At 73.1% G+C, this 16,444-nt stretch carries 17 protein-coding genes; 9 read left to right on the forward strand and 8 right to left on the reverse strand.

Annotation, left to right across the window (positions count from 1 at the left end):
* Nucleotides 1-311 precede the first annotated feature (311 nt).
* Nucleotides 312-707, forward strand: coding sequence for a DUF3224 domain-containing protein (locus BX286_RS21220; RefSeq protein WP_121015907.1), 396 nt, complete (start codon nucleotides 312-314; stop codon nucleotides 705-707).
* A gap of 334 nt (nucleotides 708-1,041) precedes the next feature.
* Here the strand turns inward: BX286_RS21220 and BX286_RS21225 are convergent, their stop codons facing one another.
* Entirely contained in the window at nucleotides 1,042-1,881 is an 840-nt protein-coding gene (locus tag BX286_RS21225) for a PhzF family phenazine biosynthesis protein (protein WP_121015910.1), read from the reverse strand.
* 294 nt (nucleotides 1,882-2,175) lie between these two features.
* Between BX286_RS21225 and BX286_RS21230 the strand changes: the two genes are divergently transcribed.
* Both BX286_RS21230 and BX286_RS21235 read left to right on the forward strand, forming a co-directional pair.
* Nucleotides 2,176-3,378 (forward strand): M4 family metallopeptidase, encoded by a 1,203-nt coding sequence (locus BX286_RS21230; RefSeq protein WP_079429176.1) that lies wholly within the window; start codon nucleotides 2,176-2,178, stop codon nucleotides 3,376-3,378.
* A 2-nt stretch (nucleotides 3,379-3,380) separates the two neighbouring features.
* A complete protein-coding gene (locus BX286_RS21235; protein WP_261993488.1) occupies nucleotides 3,381-3,683 on the forward strand; it encodes a protealysin inhibitor emfourin in 303 nt (100 codons plus the stop codon).
* A gap of 93 nt (nucleotides 3,684-3,776) precedes the next feature.
* On the opposite strand, the gene BX286_RS21240 is transcribed toward BX286_RS21235, so the two are convergent.
* Nucleotides 3,777-5,000, reverse strand: a complete 1,224-nt coding sequence (locus BX286_RS21240; protein ID WP_121015916.1) for a thiolase C-terminal domain-containing protein — start codon at nucleotides 4,998-5,000, stop codon at nucleotides 3,777-3,779.
* A 178-nt stretch (nucleotides 5,001-5,178) separates the two neighbouring features.
* On the opposite strand from BX286_RS21240, the gene BX286_RS21245 reads away from it, so the two are divergent.
* Together BX286_RS21245 and BX286_RS21250 are read left to right on the forward strand one after the other, a co-directional pair.
* Entirely contained in the window at nucleotides 5,179-6,426 is a 1,248-nt protein-coding gene (locus BX286_RS21245) for an acyl-CoA dehydrogenase family protein (RefSeq protein ID WP_121015987.1), read from the forward strand.
* Nucleotides 6,426-6,911: a nitroreductase family deazaflavin-dependent oxidoreductase gene (locus tag BX286_RS21250; protein WP_121015990.1), complete on the forward strand. Its 486-nt coding sequence runs from the start codon at nucleotides 6,426-6,428 to the stop codon at nucleotides 6,909-6,911. The genes BX286_RS21245 and BX286_RS21250 overlap by 1 nt, the downstream gene beginning before the upstream one ends.
* Nucleotides 6,912-6,992: 81 nt before the next feature.
* Here the strand turns inward: BX286_RS21250 and BX286_RS21255 are convergent, their stop codons facing one another.
* Nucleotides 6,993-7,640 carry a TetR family transcriptional regulator gene (locus BX286_RS21255; RefSeq protein ID WP_121015993.1) on the reverse strand — a complete coding sequence of 216 codons (648 nt, stop codon included), beginning with the start codon at nucleotides 7,638-7,640 and terminating at the stop codon, nucleotides 6,993-6,995.
* A 342-nt stretch (nucleotides 7,641-7,982) separates the two neighbouring features.
* Here BX286_RS21255 and BX286_RS21260 point away from each other — a divergent pair, with 342 nt between their 5' ends.
* The gene (locus BX286_RS21260) at nucleotides 7,983-8,843 is read left to right on the forward strand and encodes a VOC family protein (protein ID WP_079429182.1); all 861 of its coding nucleotides are present in this window, start codon (nucleotides 7,983-7,985) and stop codon (nucleotides 8,841-8,843) included.
* Between the two features lie 204 nt (nucleotides 8,844-9,047).
* Nucleotides 9,048-11,615 carry a PQQ-binding-like beta-propeller repeat protein gene (locus BX286_RS21265; protein WP_185117204.1) on the forward strand — a complete coding sequence of 856 codons (2,568 nt, stop codon included), beginning with the start codon at nucleotides 9,048-9,050 and terminating at the stop codon, nucleotides 11,613-11,615.
* A 52-nt stretch (nucleotides 11,616-11,667) separates the two neighbouring features.
* On the opposite strand, the gene BX286_RS21270 is transcribed toward BX286_RS21265, so the two are convergent.
* Nucleotides 11,668-12,561 carry a hypothetical protein gene (locus BX286_RS21270; RefSeq protein WP_121015996.1) on the reverse strand — a complete coding sequence of 298 codons (894 nt, stop codon included), beginning with the start codon at nucleotides 12,559-12,561 and terminating at the stop codon, nucleotides 11,668-11,670.
* 139 nt (nucleotides 12,562-12,700) lie between these two features.
* Here BX286_RS21270 and BX286_RS21275 point away from each other — a divergent pair, with 139 nt between their 5' ends.
* Nucleotides 12,701-13,195 (forward strand): peptidylprolyl isomerase, encoded by a 495-nt coding sequence (locus BX286_RS21275; RefSeq protein WP_079429184.1) that lies wholly within the window; start codon nucleotides 12,701-12,703, stop codon nucleotides 13,193-13,195.
* An 88-nt stretch (nucleotides 13,196-13,283) separates the two neighbouring features.
* Here BX286_RS21275 and BX286_RS21280 read toward each other — a convergent pair whose 3' ends face one another.
* Both BX286_RS21280 and BX286_RS21285 read right to left on the reverse strand, forming a co-directional pair.
* Entirely contained in the window at nucleotides 13,284-13,799 is a 516-nt protein-coding gene (locus BX286_RS21280) for a hypothetical protein (RefSeq protein ID WP_237293020.1), read from the reverse strand.
* Nucleotides 13,800-13,910: 111 nt separating this feature from the next.
* Entirely contained in the window at nucleotides 13,911-14,357 is a 447-nt protein-coding gene (locus BX286_RS21285; RefSeq protein WP_100863134.1) for an SRPBCC domain-containing protein, read from the reverse strand.
* A 267-nt stretch (nucleotides 14,358-14,624) separates the two neighbouring features.
* Here BX286_RS21285 and BX286_RS21290 point away from each other — a divergent pair, with 267 nt between their 5' ends.
* Nucleotides 14,625-15,200: a hypothetical protein gene (locus tag BX286_RS21290; RefSeq protein ID WP_121016000.1), complete on the forward strand. Its 576-nt coding sequence runs from the start codon at nucleotides 14,625-14,627 to the stop codon at nucleotides 15,198-15,200.
* Here the strand turns inward: BX286_RS21290 and BX286_RS21295 are convergent, their stop codons facing one another.
* Together BX286_RS21295 and BX286_RS21300 are read right to left on the reverse strand one after the other, a co-directional pair.
* Nucleotides 15,201-15,977, reverse strand: a complete 777-nt coding sequence (locus tag BX286_RS21295; protein WP_121016003.1) for an enoyl-CoA hydratase/isomerase family protein — start codon at nucleotides 15,975-15,977, stop codon at nucleotides 15,201-15,203.
* The gene (locus BX286_RS21300) at nucleotides 15,974-16,432 is read right to left on the reverse strand and encodes a Zn-ribbon domain-containing OB-fold protein (protein WP_121016005.1); all 459 of its coding nucleotides are present in this window, start codon (nucleotides 16,430-16,432) and stop codon (nucleotides 15,974-15,976) included. Before BX286_RS21300 ends, BX286_RS21295 begins: the two co-directional genes overlap by 4 nt.
* Nucleotides 16,433-16,444: the final 12 nt, after the last annotated feature.

A 16,444-nucleotide genomic window follows, 5' to 3' on the forward strand; every position in this document is an offset into this window, starting at 1 on the left:
GGCACGGGATGAAGTCGGCCGATCCTTCGAGGGCGACGGGAACGGGCCGGTACCACGCTGCACCCGTCCCCGTATCCTGCGACGGCACGCCAACGCCCAAAGCACCACCCCCGAGTAACTTCCGGGGAGAACTACCGCGACCCCGATTCCGTCCTCGACCAGTCCCCGTCGACGCGCGGATGGACGTCGACGCCGTGTCGGCCCTCTGCCGGAAGCACTGAGCCGGGCTCTCGACGGTCGAGTGCGGGAGCGTCAGTGCCGTGTGCAAGGCTGCTGCGCGATACAGACGATCAAGATTCGAGGGGCGCGGAATGAGCACGAAGACCGGCGGAACGTTCGACCTCACATCATTCGAGCCGGAGGTGCTCGACGAAGGCCCGGGTGCCGCGCTTGGCCGAGTGCGGATCACCAAGACCTTCCACGGCGGCCTGGCTGGCACCAGTACGGTGAGCATGCTGTCGGTGGCCGACATCGAGGGCAGTCCCGCTGCCTATGTCGCCATGGAGCGATTCACGGGCGAACTCGACGGCCGCAACGGTTCCTTCGTCCTCCAGCACAGCGCGCCCGGCAGCCATGGTGAGCGGCTCGCGATCCGCGTGGTCCACGGAACGGGCTCCGGTGACCTCGCGGGGATCACGGGTGACTTCGAGATCATCCAGTCCGAGGATGGCAGCCACTCCTACGTCTTGGAGTACACGCTCGGCTGACGCATGCTCGCCGTCTGGGCCATCGGGGTGTCGTTGACACACTCGTCAACGACACCCCTCACTGCACGACCGGTGACTTGGCCCGGCGAGCAGTATCGGCGGGGGCGCTGATCCGGCTGTGGTTATCCAGACTGTCGTCCTTCTGGCTCGCCGTCACCTTTTCTTTGTGAACCCGCCGTCCTCGGGCCCGACCCTGCTGGCGGCCTGCTCAACAGCCGCACCCCACGACCACCCGCGCCGGTCTCGCCACAAGCCCTCTCCTCGCGTCAACCCCCGAAGGACTTCGAGCGTTGACCACTAAGGGCTGCCCCGTGGCCCGCATCCCCCCGCCCCGTCAGGCGATCGGGACGGCCGTGCCCGTCACCTCGATGCCCGCCGCCGGGTCCGCCGGCACGCCCACCGTGATCAGGCTCGGCCGGCCCATGTCCACGCCCTGGTGGACGGTGAGCACCGCCGGCACCTCCACCAGGCCAAGGCTCCTCAGGTACCCGCCCAGGGCGGCGGAGGCCGCACCCGTCGCCGGGTCCTCGACGACCCCGCCCGGCGGGAAGGCGTTGCGGGTGTGGAAGACCGTCGGCGACTCGCGCCGGACCAGGGCGACCGTCGTCCAGTCCCGGCGGGCCATCAGCGCGGCCAGCGCCGCCATGTCGTAGTCCAGGTCCGACAGCCGCTCCCGGCTCCCCGCCGCGATCACCGGATGCCAGGCCCCCGCGTACGCCGCCCGCGGCGGCAGCGCCGGATCCAGGTCGGCCGCCGACCAGCGCAGCGCGGCCAGCAGCTCCGCCAGGTCGGCCTCCGGGATCTCCGCCGTGCGCGGCGCCACGCTCACCAGGGTGGCGACCACCGCCCCGTCCGGCCCCGTCGAGGTGGTCACCGGCACCGGGCCCGCCTGGGTGTGCAGCACCAGCCTGCCCACGCCGTACCGCTGGGCGTGGGCGACGGCGGTGGCGATCGTGGCGTGCCCGCAGAACGGCACCTCGGCCTGCGGGCTGAAGTAGCGGATGTCGAGCTCCCCGTCCTGCCGGGGCACCACGAACGCCGTCTCCGAATAGCCGACGTCCGCCGCCGTGGCGGCCATCGTCGCCTCGTCCATGCCGGTGGCGTCCAGCACCACACCCGCCGGATTCCCGCCGAGAGGGTCGGTGCTGAAGGCCACGTAGCGCAAGAGATCCATGGGCCGAACGTAACCGCGCGCTCGCGCGGGCGTCAAAAACCTTAGCCGGAAAGGGGGTTGACGTGCCGCCGGGTGCCAGGCCGCGCCCCGGTGAGCAGCTGCCCGTCGTGCGGCGCGCGCAGGGGCGCAGGCGCACTTCGCCCGGCGGTTGCTGGCGACTGGTGGCGGAGCAAGACTGGTGATATCGACGCGAAACGACCGCTGCCATGCGATCCGAGATCGCCCTCACATCAAATGATGAAATGTCAAATGATGAATCTTTAACCGTTGGTCCTCTTGGGCAGGAGGTGCCCCATGAGCAGGGCCCGTCCGATCAACTGCATCATCCCTCCGTACATCCTCGAAAAGCTCCTGGAGAGCCCGGACGGTGACGTCCGCCAGGCCGCCCTGGACACCATGCTGACCACCGCCCGTCTGCGGGGTGAACGCACGGTCCGCGCCTCCCTCGCGGGCGCGGCCGCCACCGCCGGTGACGGCCGGCGCACCATCTTCGACTGCGACGAGGGGGTGACCCTGCGCCGCGCCACTCTGGTCAGGACGGAAGACGGACCGGAGTCCGCCGACACTGCGGTGGACCGGGCTTTCGAGGGACTGGGCCTGACGCGCGACTTCTACCGGGAGGTCTTCCAGCGCAATTCGATCGACGACCAGGGCATGCGCCTGGACGGCTACGTCCATTTCGACGTGCAGTTCAACAACGCGTTCTGGGACGGGCAGCAGATGGTCTTCGGCGACGGGGACGGGAAGGAGTTCAGCAACCTCACCGGCTCCCTCGACGTGATCGCCCACGAGCTCACGCACGGCGTCACCGAGACCACTGCCGGACTCGAGTACCACAACCAGTCCGGGGCCCTGAACGAATCCATGTCGGACGTATTCGGTTCACTGGTCAAGCAGTGGTCGCTGAAGCAGAAGGCGGAGGACGCGGACTGGAAGATCGGCGCCGACGTATGGACCCCGGGAATCGCCGGTGACGCCCTGCGATCGCTGAAGGAGCCGGGGCAGGCGTACAACAATCCCCTGTTTGGCAAGGACCCCCAGCCCGACCGCATGAGCAAGTTCATCCATCTGCCCGACACGCCGAGAGGGGACTCCGGCGGGGTGCACTTCAACTCCGGCATCCCGAACAAGGCGTTCTTCCTGGCCGCAGTGGGCATCGGCGGATTCGCGTGGGAGGCCGCCGGACACATCTGGTACGACTCGCTCAGGGCCTCGACCGCCGACGCCGGCTTCCAGGACTTCGCGGACACCACCTTCCAGAAGGCCGGGGACCTCTTCGGTGCCGGCAGCGCCGAGCAGGCGGCCGTGCTGGCGGCCTGGGCGGGGGTGGAGATCCAGATCAGCGGCGTCCCGAAGGGCCGGGTCTTCGCCGTCGACGGGAACGGCCGCGTGGGCCGCGACGACGGCATCGCAGCCCTGTCCCGGCAGCTCGGGGAACTGAACGCCAAGGTGACGGGACTGGCCAAGGACCTGACCGCGCTGAAGGGCAGCCGGTGAAGGTGACGCTGGAGACATTCGGCGGGCTGGCGGCGACGACCCGCCGCCCGCCGGAGGTCCTGGACACGGCCACCCTGCCCGCCTCCGCCGCAGCGGAACTGACCCGCCTGATCGCAGCCGCCGCAGCGGCTCCCGCAGCAGCCGCGGACGACCGCGCGCGGGACGCGATGAGCTACGCGATCACGATGGAGGACGGACCGCGCACGACGACCCTCGAACAGTCGGACGCCACCATGACCCCGGCCTTCACGACCCTGCTCACCTGGCTCAGGGCACGCACGGCCGGCGAACCCCCTCGTCCATGACCCGCACCCCCATGTGCCAGGCCGACGGGGTCCCGGACGCCCGGCGAGGCGGCCCCCCGACCTCCCCGCCTGGCCGCTGAGGGACCCCCGCCCTCACCCCCGCCCCAGCAGCACCGTCCCCGAAGAGCAGAACCAGCCGCCGGTGCCCGACGCCAGGGCTATCTCCGGCAGGCCACCGCCACCACCGGCGCCGCGCTTCGTGACCTGTCGGCCCGGGCCCGCCTCGCCGCGGAGTTGGCGGACGGCTTCCACCAGGAGGAAGAGGCCACGCATGCCCGGGTGGCAGGCCGAGAGGCCGCCGCCGTCGGTGTTGACCGGGAGTTCGCCGTCCCGCAGCAGGCGGCCCTTCTCCACGAAGGCGCCGCCCTCCCCCTTGGCGCAGAAGCCGAGGTCCTCCAGCGTCACCAGGGTCATGTACGTGAAGGCGTCGTAGATCTCGGCGAGGTCCACGTCCGCCGGGGTGAGGCCCGCTCGGGCGAAGGCCTGGCGGCCCGAGACGGCGGCGGGGGAGACCGTGAAGTCCTCCCACTCCGACATCGTGGTGTGCGAGACGGACGTGCCCGTGCCCAGCACCCAGACCGGGGTCTTCGCGCTGTCCGGAACGTACTCCTCCGCCGCCAGGAGCACCGCGCAGCCGCCGTCGGAGCGGATGCAGCAGTGCAGTTTGGTGAAGGGGTCGGCGATCGGGTCGGACGTGAGGACGTCCTCGACGGTGATCGGGTCGCGGAACATCGCGTCCGGGTTGGTGGCGGCGTTCGCCCGGGCCTGGACGGCCACCGAGGCGAGCTGCTCCAGCGTCGTGCCGTACTCGTGCATGTGGCGGCGCGCGGCCATCGCGTACTTGGCTACCAGCGTGTGCCCGTACGGCACCTCGAACTGGAGCGGCCCGCGCGACCCGAACGACAGGTTCGACCTACGCCGCCGGGCCTTGATGTCGGCGCGGGCCGTCGAGCCGTAGACGAGCAGGACGGCGTTGGCGTGGCCGGCGGCGATGGCGTCGGCGGCGTGGGCCGCCATGACCTCCCACGTGGAGCCGCCGACGGACGTCGAGTCGACCCAGGTGGGCCGCAGGCCGAGGTACTCGGCCACCTCCACCGGCGCGAGGACGCCGAGGCCGGCCGAGGCGAAGCCGTCGATGACGGAACGGTCCAGGCCGGAGTCGGCCAGCGCCCGCCGGGCGGCCTGCGCGTGCAGGGCGTACGGGGTCGGGCCGTCCACCCGGCCGCAGTCCGACAGGGCGACGCCGACCACCGCGACCCGGCGGCGGGGTGCGGGAAGGGACGGGGACACGGGCGGTGCGGACAGGGGTCCAGGCATGGGAGGACGGTACATCTGACATGGCGTCAGATGAAACCCCCACCCACCCCCATTCACTCGCACCGACCCCCCCAACCGCTCCCCGGCCCCACCCCCAAAGCCCGCCCCCCGCCCCCTGTGCATCTCGCCCCCGCCGCTCTAACATGACGGCCCGTCAGAAACGGGGAGGAGCCCGACGATGGATGCCGCCTTCACCGCGGAGCAGGACGAGATGCGCCGCACCCTGCGCGAGATCCTGGGCAAACGCTGCGGCCCGGACGAGGTCAAGGCCGCCGTCCGGACCGAAGCCGGATACGACCGCGAGCTGTGGCAGCAGCTCTCCCGGCAGCTCGGCCTGCCCGGCATCGCCATCGCCGAGGAGTACGGCGGCGTCGGCTGCGCTCCCGCCGACCTGGCGCTGGCCTGCGAGGAGACGGGGCGCGTGCTGCTGCCCTCGCCCCTGCTGGCCACCGCCGCGCTGGCCGCCCCGCTGATCGGGGCCCTCGGTGCCGAGACCCAGCGCACCGCCCTGCTGCCCGCGCTCGCGTCCGGGGAGCTGACCGCCGCGCTCGCCGTGCCCGGGCCCGCCCTGGCCACCGCCCTCGCCCTGACCGGCGACAACGCCCCCGGAGACTGGGCGGGCGGCGGCCGCGCGGGCGGGGTGCAGGCGCGCGCCGACGGCGACGGCTGGCGGCTCTACGGGGAGGTCGCCCAGGTCCTCGACGGGCACAGCGCCGGCCTGCTCCTGGTCGCCGCGCACACCGGCGGCTTCGCCCGGGCCCGGACCCTGCTCTTCCTCGTCCGGGGGGACGCGCCCGGCCTCGTGCGAACCCGGCAGGCCACCCTCGACGAGACACGCCCCCAGGGCCGTATCGAACTGCGCGACGTAAAAGCCGAATTGCTGGGCGCGCCGTTCCAGGACGCCCACGACACCGGGACCGGCACCGACCCGCTCCCCGCCCTGGCCGCCGCCGGACTCCTCGTCGCCACCGTCCTCGCCGCCGAGGCCGTCGGCGCGGCGGGCCAGGCGCTGGCCCGCACCGTGGACTACGTGTGCCAGCGCGAGCAGTTCGGCCGCTCCATCGGCTCCTTCCAGGCGGTCAAGCACCGCCTGGCCGACCTCTACGTCCAGGTCCAGGCCGCCCGTTCGGCCGCCTACTACGCCGCCTGGGACCCCGAACAGGGCCCCCTCGCCCTCGCCCAGGCGCTGGAGGCCCTGCGGATCACCGCCGGAGAGGCGATCCAGCTCCACGGGGGCATCGGCTTCACCTGGGAGCACGACGCCCACCTCTACTTCAAGCGGGCGGCTGCCGACGAGCTGCTCTTCGGCCCGGTCCACCGGCTCCGCGGGCACGCCGCGCAGCAGGCCGGCCTCTTCGCCGCACCCGACCGGTCCGCGACGCCCTCCGCAACGCCCTCCGCGACTCCACAGAAGGCGGCCGTCTGATGGCTCCCGGTGCGACCCTCCCCGTCAAGCTCATACAGAAGGTCTCCTCGACCCTCCTCTTCGCCCGGATCGCACCGCACTTCATCCCCGCCATGGACAAGGCGGTGCACCGCCTGACCGGCGGAAAGGTGCTGCTCAGCGCCCGTATGCTGCCCGGGGTGATCCTCACCGCCAAGGGTGCGAAGAGCGGCGAGCCGCGCACCACCCCGCTCGCGTGCATGCCGGAGGACGGCGGCGCCAGCTGGCTGCTGATCGGGTCCAACTTCGGCCGCCCCGGCCACCCGGCCTGGACCGGGAACCTGCTCAAGCACCCGGACGCGGACGTGAACTGGCAGGGGCAGGACATCGCGGTACGGGCCCGCCTGCTGGAAGGGGCCGAACGGGCGGAGGCGTGGCGGGCGGTACTGAAGTTCTGGCCGCCGTACGCGACGTACCAGGCGCGCATCGAGCGCGAGATCAGGCTGTTCCGCCTGGAGCGGCGCTGACCACTGTTCCGCCTGGAGCGGCGCTGACCCCAGGCGTACGGGAGCCTGCGCCGACGGCGGACCCCCGCGAGGGGTCCGCCGTCACCTGGTCGGCTTCTTGCCGGTGATGCCCAGGTGCACGAGCAGCGCCAGGTTGGGCTTGAGTTCGGCCTGCTTGACGCCCCAGGTCTGGAAGCCCTTCTGGTGCGAGGCGACCGCTGCCAGCATCGCCACCAGTGAGCCGGCCATCGCCGCCGGGCTGAGGTCCTTGTCGACCTTGCCCTTGGCCTGGAGCTCCTTCATCGACTCCGTAAGGGAGTTGGTGACGGAGTTCAGGATCTTCATGCGGATCTTGTAGAACCGCTTGTCGCCCTCGGCCGCGCCGAGGTCGACCACGCGAAGGATCGCGTCGTTGCGGCGCCAGAAGTCCAGGAATCCCTCGACCAGTTCCTCGGCGGCTGCCCAGCCCGCCTTTCCGACCCAGTTGCGGCCCTCGACGAGCGCCGTCAACTGGGTTCCCTCCGTGGCCATTTCCTCGGCGATCTCCAGGACGGCGCCCTCGACGTCCGGGAAGTACTGGTAGAAGGTGGCGGGGCTGGTACCGGCCTTGCGCGCGACGTCGATCACCTTGACGTCGCGGTACGGCGAGGAGCTGAGCATCTCGCTGAGGCAGTCGAGCAGCTTCTGCCGCGTCGCCTGGCCGCGCCGGCCGGCGACACGCCCGTCGACGGTGCGTACTTGTCCTGTCATGCCGTCAGCTTACCGAGGGGGCTCCGGCGCGCTATTCGGCCGCCTGCAAATGGGGTTACGGCCCCGCCGACCAGCCCAGGAGCGACTGCGGGACGTCCCGGGGCAGCGGATTTCGGCCGAATTGCGGCGGCGCCACCCGGGCGGTGAGCGGCGAAGGCGCCGACCCGTCCAACCCCGGTACACCCTGCCCTCCAAGCCCGACGCACCCCCCTCCGTATCCCCCCGTATCCCCCGAATAGTCTTATCAACAGGGTGTGGACAACCTTTCGGGCGGACCATGTCCATCAGGGACAGACCCAGTGCAAACCAGTGCAACCCGGCGCAACCGGAAGGAACCTCCCCATGGTCGCATTCGCGGAAGGCTCCCCCTGCTGGGTCGACGCCTCGCTGCCCGACGTCGAGGCGGGCAAGCGCTTCTACGGTGAGCTCTTCGGGTGGACCTTCGGCGACAGCGCGGGCCCCGAGTACGGCGGCTACACCCAGGCCTACAGCCGCGGCCGCAACGTCGCCGCCCTCGCCCCCAAGCCCGACGGCCGCATGCCCACCGTCTGGGGCATCTACCTCCACACCTCCGACGCCTACGCCTGCGCGGCCCGCATCCGCGCAGCCGGCGGCCAGATGGTGATGGACCCCCAGCCCGTCGGCCCCTACGGCACCGCCGCCATGGCCGCCGACCCGGGAGGCGCCGTCTTCGGGCTCTGGCAGCCCGGCACCCACCACGGATTCGAGGCCCAGGGCGAGCCGTACACCTACTGCTGGGGCGAGCTCTACACCCGCGCCCGCGACGCGGTCGACGTGTTCTACGCCACCGTCTTCGGCTACGTTCCCGAGGACCAGTACGACCCCGACGAGCCGGCTGCCGCCCCCGGTGCTCCCGGTGCCCCCGCCGCCGAGTACCGCCTGTGGTCCCCGCCCGGCTCCGCGCCCGGCGCGGCCACCGCCGTCCTGGGCCGCAGCCTGATCACCGACGCCTTCCCGGAGATCATGCCCGCCCACTTCCTGGCCTATTTCGCCGTCCCCGACTGCGATGCGAGCGTGGCCACGGTGCAGCGCCTCGGCGGCCGCGTGACCGCCGATCCGTTCGACACGCCGTACGGCCGGATCGCCGTCGTGGCCGACAATCAAGGGGCCGTCTTCGCCCTCCTGTCGCCGCCGCGCGCGAACGCGGACCCGGAGCCGGGGCCGGACCAGGCGCGGGCCTGACAGAATCAGGATTGCGCGACTCCTGGCCACGGGCCGGGAGTCGGACGCCGCGCGCGGCGGAACGGGTGCCGTCGGGTGCCGTTCCGCAGGTGGTGCCGTACGGGACGCCGGGCGGCCGTCCGCCGTGCCGGTGCGCGCGCCGGCGGACGCGCTGGGAAAGAGCGGGCCCGGGCAGAGGGCCCGTAAGGGGAGGTGTGGAGGCGAGTGGTGGAGCAGCTGACGCAGCACGACCCGAGACGGATCGGCCCCTTCGAGGTGCTGGGACGGCTCGGCGCCGGCGGCATGGGGCTGGTCTATCTCGCGCGGTCGGCGTCCGGTCGGCGGGTCGCGATCAAGACGGTGCGCACCGAGCTCGCCGAGGACCAGCTCTTCCGCGTGCGGTTCACGCGCGAGGTCGAGGCGGCGCGCGCGGTGTCCGGTTTCTACACCGCGGCCGTGGTCGACGCCGATCCGCGCGCGGCCGTGCCGTGGCTGGCGACCGCGTACGTGCCGGCGCCCTCGCTGGAGGAGATCGTCAACGAGTGCGGGCCGATGCCCGTGCAGGCCGTACGGTGGCTCGCGGCCGGCATCGCGGAGGCGCTGCAGTCCATCCACGGGGCGGGCCTGGTCCACCGCGACCTCAAGCCGTCCAACGTGCTGGTCGTCGAGGACGGGCCGCGCGTCATCGACTTCGGCATCGCGAGCGGCGTGTCCAACACGCGGCTGACGATGACGAACGTGGCCGTCGGCACCCCCGCCTACATGTCGCCGGAGCAGGCGAAGGACTCGCGCAGCGTCAAGGGCGCCAGCGACGTGTTCTCGCTCGGCTCCACCCTCGTGTTCGCCGCGACCGGGCACCCGCCGTACCACGGGGCGAACCCGGTGGAGACGGTCTTCATGCTGCTGCGCGAGGGCCCCAACCTCGACGGGCTCCCCGACGAGCTGCGGCCGCTGATCGACTCCTGCATGCAGATGGACGCCACCCAGCGCCCGACCCCCGCCGACCTCCAGGCGCAGCTCGCCCCGCACCTCTTCGACGGCGGCGACGACAGCGGCACCGCCTCGGCGTGGCTGCCGGCCCGGGCCGTCGCGATGATCGAGGCCCGGCGCGCGGGGCACCGTACTCCGGCCCCCGGCGTCCCGGCCCCGGGCGTGCCGTCCCCGGGCGGCCCCTCCCGGGCCCCGCAGGGCGGCTCCGCGGCAGCCCCGGCCTCGGGCCACGCGCCCGCCTCGGGCCACGCGCCCGCCTCCGGGCACGCCCCGGCCCCCGGCCACGCCCCCGCTTCCGGCCACGCGCCCGCCTCAGGGCCCGCCTCCGCCCACGCCCCCGCCCTGCCGGTTTCCGGCCCCGCCACGCACCGCAGGCCCCCGCGCGGCACCGCCGACCCCTTCACCGACCCGCGCACCGGTCAGGCCCTGCCGCCGCGCCCGGACCGCCCGCCGATGGCGCCGGTCTCCTCGCTGCCGGGCGCACCCGTGCAGCTCGGCGGCTCGCCGGTGCCGATCGGGCCCGGCCCGCGCGCGACGGCCTCCGCCCCGGCCGCGCTCGCCGCCGCGGACTCGGCGACCGGCTGGGTGCGCCCGCCGGCCGGGGTCCCGTCCGCTGCCGCGGCCCCGGTGGCCACCCCGTCCGTGCCGGCCCCCGGCCCGTCCCCGGACAGCGGGCGCTGGCGGCCGTGGCGCTTCCGCATGTCGAACGAGGTGTGGGGGACCCCGACCGTCGCGGGCGACCTGCTGTACGTCACCTCCTTCGAGGTGCACGCCCTGGACGTCGGCAGCGGCCGGCGCCAGTTCAAGACGCGGGACGTCGCCTGGTCCATGGCGGTCGCCGACGGCCGCATCCACGCCTCCGACGGGCCCTCCCTGTTCGCCCTCGACGCCAAGGACGGCTCCGAGCGGTGGCGGCTGAACACCGAAGCCTGGGTGTACGCCCTGCGCGCCGAGCGGGGCACCGTCATCACCGCCACGCGCGGCGGCGGCGTCCAGGGCTGGGAGGCCTCCAACGGGCAGAAGCTGTGGGAGCTGAGCGGAGCCCAGACCGACTTCGAGACACCGGAGGCGGCCCCCGTCCTCCACGACGGCACGGTCTACGTCTGGCAGGACGCCCGGCTGCGCGCCCTCGACGCCCGCTCCGGGCTGGAGGCCTGGTCGTACCCGGTCGGGGACGCGGCCTCCTGCGGCAACGTCCCGGTCCGCGTCACCCCGGCCCCCGACGGCAACGTGTACGTGGCCGCCGGCACCCGGGTGCTGTCCGTCGACCGGGCCTCGGGCCGGGTCCGCTGGCACTTCGAGGCGCCCGCCGTCTTCCTGGCCCCGCCCGCGTTCGCGCCGGGTCCGGCGGTCACGGGCGGCGGGGTCTACCTCGCCGACTACCTGGGCACCGTCTACGCCCTGGACGCCGCCACCGGCAAGGACCGCTGGCGCATCGCCACCGAGCCGCGCCCGGCTGCGGACCCGGTGCTGGTGGCGGGCGGCAACGTCCACCTGGGCGCGGGCAGCGCCCTGTACACGCTCGACGCGGTCACCGGCACCCCGAAGTGGCGGTTCGCGGCGGGCGGCGAGATCACCGGCCCTCCGGTGGTCGCGGACGGCCGGGTCCACTTCGGCTCGGCCGACCACTGCCTCTACACCCTGGACGCGGCGGGCGGGCAGCTGCGCTGGAAGCTGGCCACGGGCGGCGAGATCACCGGCGCACCGGTCGCAGAGGCCGGCGTGGTGTACGCGTGCAGCAAGGACCGCTGCGTCTACGCCCTGGACGCCGCCAAGGGCACGGGCACCCGCACGGGAGCCTGAGCCACCCCCGGCCCCCGCCCCGCCGGCGGGGGCCGGGGCCGACCGGGCCCCCTCAGCCCTCCGGGCCCTCGAAGAGGCCCTCCGCGTCCGATACGGCGAAGGCGAGGTCGATCCACCGCCCAAGGGTGTCGAGGTCGCCACACGCGGCGATCCGCTCCCGGACCTCCTGGGTCACCGCGACTCCGCGGTTGTCGAGTACCCGCAGGACCAGCTGCGCACGCTCTTCGACCCGGCCCTGCGCCTCGCCTTCCAGGTAGGTCTCCTCGATGAGCGTTCCCCGGCCGGGGAAGTAGGTACGCGGCATCAGGTCCCTCCAGGTCTCTCGCGCCGGGGTGTTCCCCAGGCCGATCTCCAGCAGTTCGGAGTAGTAGGCGACGGATTCGGGATCGGCGCTCCCCAGGGCCTCCGCCAGTGCTTTCAGTATGGCCGGAGCGCTCCGGCCGCGGCCATGGGTCATGGCCGAGAAGGTCGCGAGCGGGAGGTCCCGCGCCGCGTCCTCCACGTCGGTGATCACGGGGACGTTCCCGGGGCCCAGCACCAGCGGGTGCAGCGTCAGTGCGTTCCAGCCCTGGGCGCCGAGCGGGAAGGGCCCGGCCGCCCAGCGGGCTGTGCCGTCGTCCTGGCAGATGACGAGGAGCAGGGCCGGGCAGGCGTAGTTCGCCTTCAGGTACGACAGGTAGTAAGCCCAGCTGACTGCCTTGTCCGGGTCGCGGCGGCCCTGGGCCTCGATGGCGAGGAGGAAGCCGCCGACACCGTCCTCCGGCTCGATGCGCAGGACGCTGTCCACCCGCCGCTCCAGCGGACGGATCTCGGTGACGTCGGCCGTCAGGACCTCGACGGCGGCCTTGGCGGGAAGCGGCACGCCGAGGATGCGGAACACCGGGGCGAGCAGCTCCGGGCGGTCCTGGAAGATCCGGTGGGATGCCTCGTGGTGCGAAGCGACCATACGGACGATCCAAGGCGCTCTCGACAAGTGCCGCAGGCATATGTATTTGGTTCACCTGAACGAGCTATGGGCGGTCCGGCGGCGTGCTTCGGGGCCCCTCCGGGTCGCGTTCCGCACCGGGAGTGACAGGATGGGACCCATGAGCAACGTCTACTTCGACATCAACATCGACGGCCAGCCGGCCGGCCGCATCGTCTTCAACCTCTTCGACGACGTCGTCCCGAAGACCGCCCAGAACTTCCGCGAGCTCGCCACCGGCCAGCACGGCTTCGGCTACGCGGGTTCCCCGTTCCACCGCGTCATCCCGCAGTTCATGCTCCAGGGTGGTGACTTCACCCGCCAGAACGGCACCGGCGGCAAGAGCATCTTCGGTGAGAAGTTCGCCGACGAGAACTTCAACCTGAAGCACGACCGCCCGTACCTGCTGTCGATGGCGAACGCCGGCCGCAACACCAACGGCTCGCAGTTCTTCATCACCACCGTCGTCACCCCGTGGCTCGACGGCAAGCACGTCGTCTTCGGCGAGGTCGTCGAGGGCCAGGACGTGGTCGACGCCATCGAGAAGCTCGGCTCCCCCTCCGGCGCCACCCGCGCCAAGATCGAGGTCGCGGCCTCCGGCGTCGTCGACGCCTGATCCCCACCCCGCGCAGGTCGGCCCCGCCCCCCTCAGGGGAGCGGGGCCGCCGCCGTTCGGGGCCGCCGGGGCCGGCTGCGTCCGGCCGCTACGGCCGGTCGCCCGGTCCCCACGGCTCGTGCTCCCCGGCCGGCGGGCGGGCCGGGGGGTCGAGGTCCAGGTAGCGGTCGCGGCCGTGGGGCCGGCGGCGGCGTCCGCGCATGACCGCCGCCGCCAGGAGCAGCAGCGCGCCCGCGCCGAAGGCGGAGGCGAGCCCGTCGCCGATGCCCTGCCCGTCGGCGCCGACCGACAGGCCCCCGGCCGCCTGGCCCTGGCGGACCATCCACAGCACCGCCACCCCCAGCACCACCACCCCCGCCAGCGCCATGAGCGGCCGCGAACGCCGCAGGACCGCGAGCAGCACGAGCAGCGCGGCGAAGAGCATCGGCAGCAGCAGCGAGCCCAGCAGCGCGGGCACGTCCGTGGTGACGCCGGAGCCGGAGAACAGCTCCTCGATGCGGTAGTCGCGGCCGGGGCGGCCGTCGTACCAGGCCCGGAACGGGCTCCAGACGGCGGCGACGGCGCCGATCAGACCCATGAGCGAGCCGATTGCGTTGCGGATCATGCCCGGCCCTCCGGGGTAGCGGTCATGATCCCGACGCTAGCCCGGGGCCCTGGGCGGCGCACGCCGGTCGTGGCGTCCGGAGGCGGGGCCGGCGGGCCCGGGGTGCGCGCGTCAGGAGGTGGCGCGGGCGGCTTCGACGCGCCGGCGAAGGGCCTCGTTCATCGTCGTGAAGTTGCGGGCCGTGCCTTCCAGCAGCTTGCCGAGGAAGGGGACCAGCAGTCCCCGGAACCGTTCGCCGTGCTCCAGCCGGGTGGTGCGGCCCGGGCCCTCGGAGAGCCGGAAGAAGTGCTCGCCGTCGAAGAGGCCCCGGACGAGGAGGCGGCCCACCCAGCGGAGCTCGGCCGCGGGCACGCAGACCCGTACGGTCGGGTGGAAGGTGGTGGGCTTCCCGGACTCCGCGTACATGGTCAGCCGCAGCCGCTCGCCGGGCGCGACCTCGCCGCCGGCCTGCCGGATGAAGGGGTTCCACACGCAGTAGCGCGGCAGGTCGGTCAGGACCGCCCAGACCTCTTCCGGGGTCGCGTCGATGGTGATCTCGGTGGTGATGTTGCGTCGCATTTCGCCGTGTTCCTCGTGGTGACGTGGTACTCGCCGAAGGGACGCGGGGTGTGCGGCTGCCGCCGGGTTCGGTGCTGGGATGCAACCACGGATCGGGCGGTCCGAGACCCGGGGAGGGCAGGTCTTCGCTGGTGGCGAAGAGAGCGGAGGGGAGCCTTCCGGGTGTGCGGTGGTGAATGCCGACACGTCGGGCGTCCCCTGCCGGGGTGCGGCCCGGGCCCCCTGGTAGCGTGACGGCGTTTTGTCTCAGGGGGAGGGACGTGAACCATGCTGTCCGGACGGGTACGCAGGGTCAGATTCGGCGCGGTGCTCGTGGCGGTGGTGCTGTCGCTCACCGGGTTCTCCACGGGCGGGGGCCACGGCAAGAGCGACGGCGGCGGGGGCGGCTGCTCCAGCTCCAAGAGCAAGAGCAAGAGCAGGACCACGAAGACGAGCCAGGGCGCCGGGACCCGCACCGACAGCGGCCCGGCCGCTACCGCCTCGCCCACCGCGAGCACCGGGCCCGCCACCGCCTACGTGGTGTCCTGCATCGACGCCGGCACGGCCCGCCCCTCCAGCACCATCGAGGTCACCTCGCGGCTCGACCGCACCGCCACCTTCTCCGTGACCCTGCGGCGCGAGGGCGTCGGCGCGGGCCTCATCGAGACGTCCACGGTCCTGGTCACCCTGGAACCGCGCCGGACCGCCAGGGAGGTCGTCCCCCTGCGGGCCGAGGACCGGGCGGAGGACGTCAAGGACTGCCGGATCACGGGGATCACCACCGCGCCCGCCACCGTGTCCCCGAGCCCCACGCCGACGTCGCCCACGCCCACGCCCACGTCCGCCGCCGCCCGCAAGCCCTGATCAGCGCAGCCGGAACTCCGACCCCGGCCGGCGCCCCGCGAACAGCTCCGCCTGGCGCTCCGGCGGGAGGTTCCCCAGCGCGATCAGGGCCGGGGCCTGGGCGAGGGACTGCTGCAGCGCGGCCTGCTTCGCCGACCACAGTGCCCGCACGGTGCCCTGGACGCCCTCCGTCGGGAACGCGGCCAGGGTCCGCGCCGACCGCAGCGCCGCCGCGAGCAGTTCCGCGGGCTCGGCCAGCTCCGAAACCAGGCCGATCTCGTACGCCCGGCGCGCGGAGAGCCGTTCCGCCGTGCCCATCAGCGACATCCGGGCGACCTCGCCGAAGGGCATCCGCTGCGCCATGTAGACGGCCTCGTAGGCGCTGACCATCCCGTACGAGGTGTGCGGGTCGAAGTAGGTGGCGGTGGTGGCCGACACGATGAACTCCGCCTCGCCCAGCAGGTAGAAGGCCCCGCCGCAGGCCATGCCGTTGACGGCGGCCACCACCGGCTTCCACAGGTCGTTCGCCTTCGGCCCGATGGCGACGAGGGGGTCGTCGGCCGAGTACGGGGAGGCCGGCTGCGGCACCTGCGCCGAGCGGTCGATGCCGGTGCAGAACGCGGCCGTGCCCGCGCCCGTCACCACCACCGCCCGCACCTCCTCGTCGAAGCGGAACTCCCGCCACACCGACGCCAGTTCGGCCGCCGTGTCGAGGTCGACGGCGTTGTGCCGGTGCTCCCGGTCCAGGGTGACGACCGCGACCCCGGCCTCCTTGTCCCGCTCGACCCGCAGCGTCATGACTTCCCCGGGATCCAGCGCGGCACGGTCATCCCGCCCGTCTCGGTGAACACCACCTGCACCTGCGCCCCGATCCGCAGCCGGGACGGGTCCACCGAGTCGAGCGGGGCGTCCGCGGAGGCGACCAGGTTCCCCGCCAGCCGGATGTGCGGGGCGTCCGAGAGCTCGACCAGGATGACGTTGTACGGCGCCTGCGCCGCGTAGGCCGGCAGCAGTGGGGGGTGCGGCAGGACGTAGGACCAGATCCGGCCCCGCCCGCTCATCAGGCGCCACTCCGACTCGAAGGACCCGCAGTGCGGGCAGCAGGGCCGGGGCGGGAAGCGCAGCCGGCCGCAGGAGGCGCAGGCCTGGACGCGGAGCTCGCCGCGGGCGGCGTACTCCCAGAAGGGGGCGCCGTCCTCGTCGGGGACGGGGAGCAGGAGCTGGAGTTCGTCGGCGCCGGGGGCGGTGGTCATCGTGCGGCTCCT

Source organism: Streptomyces sp. 3211.6, assembly GCF_003634815.1.
GTDB lineage: Bacteria > Actinomycetota > Actinomycetes > Streptomycetales > Streptomycetaceae > Streptomyces > Streptomyces katrae_A.